A 1,869-nucleotide genomic window follows, 5' to 3' on the forward strand; every position below is an offset into this window, starting at 1 on the left:
GACTGCGCAAGGAGCCATCCATGCGCAGCGTGGTAGGAATCTCCGGCCTTCAGGCCGGGGAGGATGTCAAACGAACGACACTTGCTTTCTGAGCCACTAACCTTGTAGAAAGACAAGGGCGAAAGGGCGGCTTTGATGCGGCGGCGCATTCTACAGCTTTGCATCCTCGGCTGGACGATGCTCCTCGTCCTGGCAGTGGGGGGCAGGGGATCCCTGCTGGTTCCCCACTTTTTTGGCATTGAAGCCCTGCAAGCCCAGGCTCAAACTCAAGCCGGAGAACTGCCGCAGCCGATGCGGCTCAAACTCCCCCCCGGCCTGGATCGCTACGCCTACGACAAGGCGGTGGGAGACTACTTTGAGGAAATCGAGCCGCTTTTGCCAGGTGGAGCCTATGCCCAGTGGGCCTTCTATCCCGTCCCTATCTACATCCAAGGGGATCACCCCCAGTGGAAGGCCTCCGTGGAGCAAGCGGTGAAGGAGTGGTCGGCCTACATCCCGCTCAAGGTGGTGGCCAAAGAGGAGGAGGCTTTCTACGGGATGAGCATTTACCGCGTTCCTCCTATTGGCGGCGGGGTGGCTGGGGCGGCCCGCCCGGAGTTTTTCTTCGCCTCCGATGGCTCTTTGCAGCAGCGGGTGCGCATCGTCATTGCAGAAGGACAGGGGTTGGCCGAAATAACGGCGGTGGCCCGACACGAGATCGGGCATGGGCTGGGGCTCTGGGGCCATAGCCCGAACCTGCGGGATCTGATGTATGGCGGACACCATGCGGCGGCTACCGGCAATCGGCGGGTGTTGCGGGTGCCCAACATTACCAAGCGGGATCTCAACACCCTCAAGCGCGTCTACGAGCAGCCCACCCTCAGCGGGCAGGTCTTTCCAGAGAGCTATCGCCGCCTGTTTGGCCAGCTTCTGCAGGAAAAGCCGCTGCCCGAGAGAGCTCTTGGATTGCCGCTAGCTAGAGCTGCAGGAGTTGCGACACCCCCTTGAGCGCCATAGCTAGGAGAAAAAAGAGCAACTGGGTGGCAACAATGCTGGGGCCGGAGGGCAGGTTGAAGGTTGCCGAGGCGATCATCCCCAGCACCGCGCTCAGTCCCCCAATACCTATGGCCAGCAGCACATAGGTTGTAAAGCGGGATCCCAAAAGCCTTGCCGTCGAGGCTGGGATGACCACAAAAGCGCTCACCAGCAACACCCCCACAGAGCGAATTGAGAGCGCCACCACCACAGCCAGCAACACCACAAAAGCCAGCTTCTGCCAGCCCACCTGAACCCCCCGCGCCCGCGCCAGCGGCTCATCCAGGGTCAGCAACATTTGGGAGGGCAAAGTCAATCCCACATAGGCCGAGCTGATCAGCAAGAGGATCCCGCTCGTCCACAGGGCTGCCGGGCTGATCCCCAAAATCTCCCCAAACAACAACTGGTTGAGGTTGCCCCGATAGCCGGGCAGCAAGCTGAGGGCGATAACGGCCAGCGCCAAAGAGGAAGAGTAGATGATGTTCAGCACCGCATCCGCCGACAGTTGAGTGCGCTCCAAGACAAAGGTGACGCCCAAAGCAAATCCCACCCCAAACACCATCAACACCACGGTGGGATTCAGCCCCAGCAGCACTCCCAAAACAATCCCCAGCAGAGCCGAATGCCCCAGGGCATCGCTAAAAAACGACAGTTGCCGCAGAATAACAAAACTGCCCAGCAGCCCACCTGTCATGCCGGTGAGGATCCCGCCCAGCATGGCCCGCTGCATAAAGGGCAACTGCAACAGCTCCACTACCCGCACCCAGCCCTCCAACATCGCCTTCCCCTCAGCTAGAAATCGCAGGAGCCCCGCACTGTACCCGTAGGGTCAGTGCCGGGAGGAATGCGCTTTGA

Annotated in this window: 2 protein-coding genes; one reads left to right on the forward strand and one right to left on the reverse strand. The window is 60.7% G+C overall.

From position 1 onward, the window contains the following. The first annotated feature begins 135 nt into the window (after positions 1 to 135). Positions 136 to 987, forward strand: coding sequence for a hypothetical protein (locus tag NW840_RS06375; protein WP_414332345.1), 852 nt, complete (start codon positions 136 to 138; stop codon positions 985 to 987). On the opposite strand, the gene NW840_RS06380 is transcribed toward NW840_RS06375, so the two are convergent. Continuing rightward, positions 956 to 1,792 carry a metal ABC transporter permease gene (locus NW840_RS06380; RefSeq protein ID WP_414343173.1) on the reverse strand — a complete coding sequence of 279 codons (837 nt, stop codon included), beginning with the start codon at positions 1,790 to 1,792 and terminating at the stop codon, positions 956 to 958. The genes NW840_RS06375 and NW840_RS06380 overlap by 32 nt on opposite strands. Between the last annotated feature and the right edge of the window lie 77 nt (positions 1,793 to 1,869).

This window comes from Synechococcus sp. R5-13 (assembly GCF_047462015.1).
Lineage (GTDB): Bacteria > Cyanobacteriota > Cyanobacteriia > Thermostichales > Thermostichaceae > Thermostichus.

Excerpts from the sequence above, each read along its gene's own strand:
- NW840_RS06375 (WP_414332345.1), top strand. The coding sequence starts at position 136 with ATGCGGCGGCGCATTCTACAGCTTTGCATCCTCGGCTGGACGATGCTC.
- NW840_RS06380 (WP_414343173.1), bottom strand. The coding sequence starts at position 1,792 with ATGTTGGAGGGCTGGGTGCGGGTAGTGGAGCTGTTGCAGTTGCCCTTT.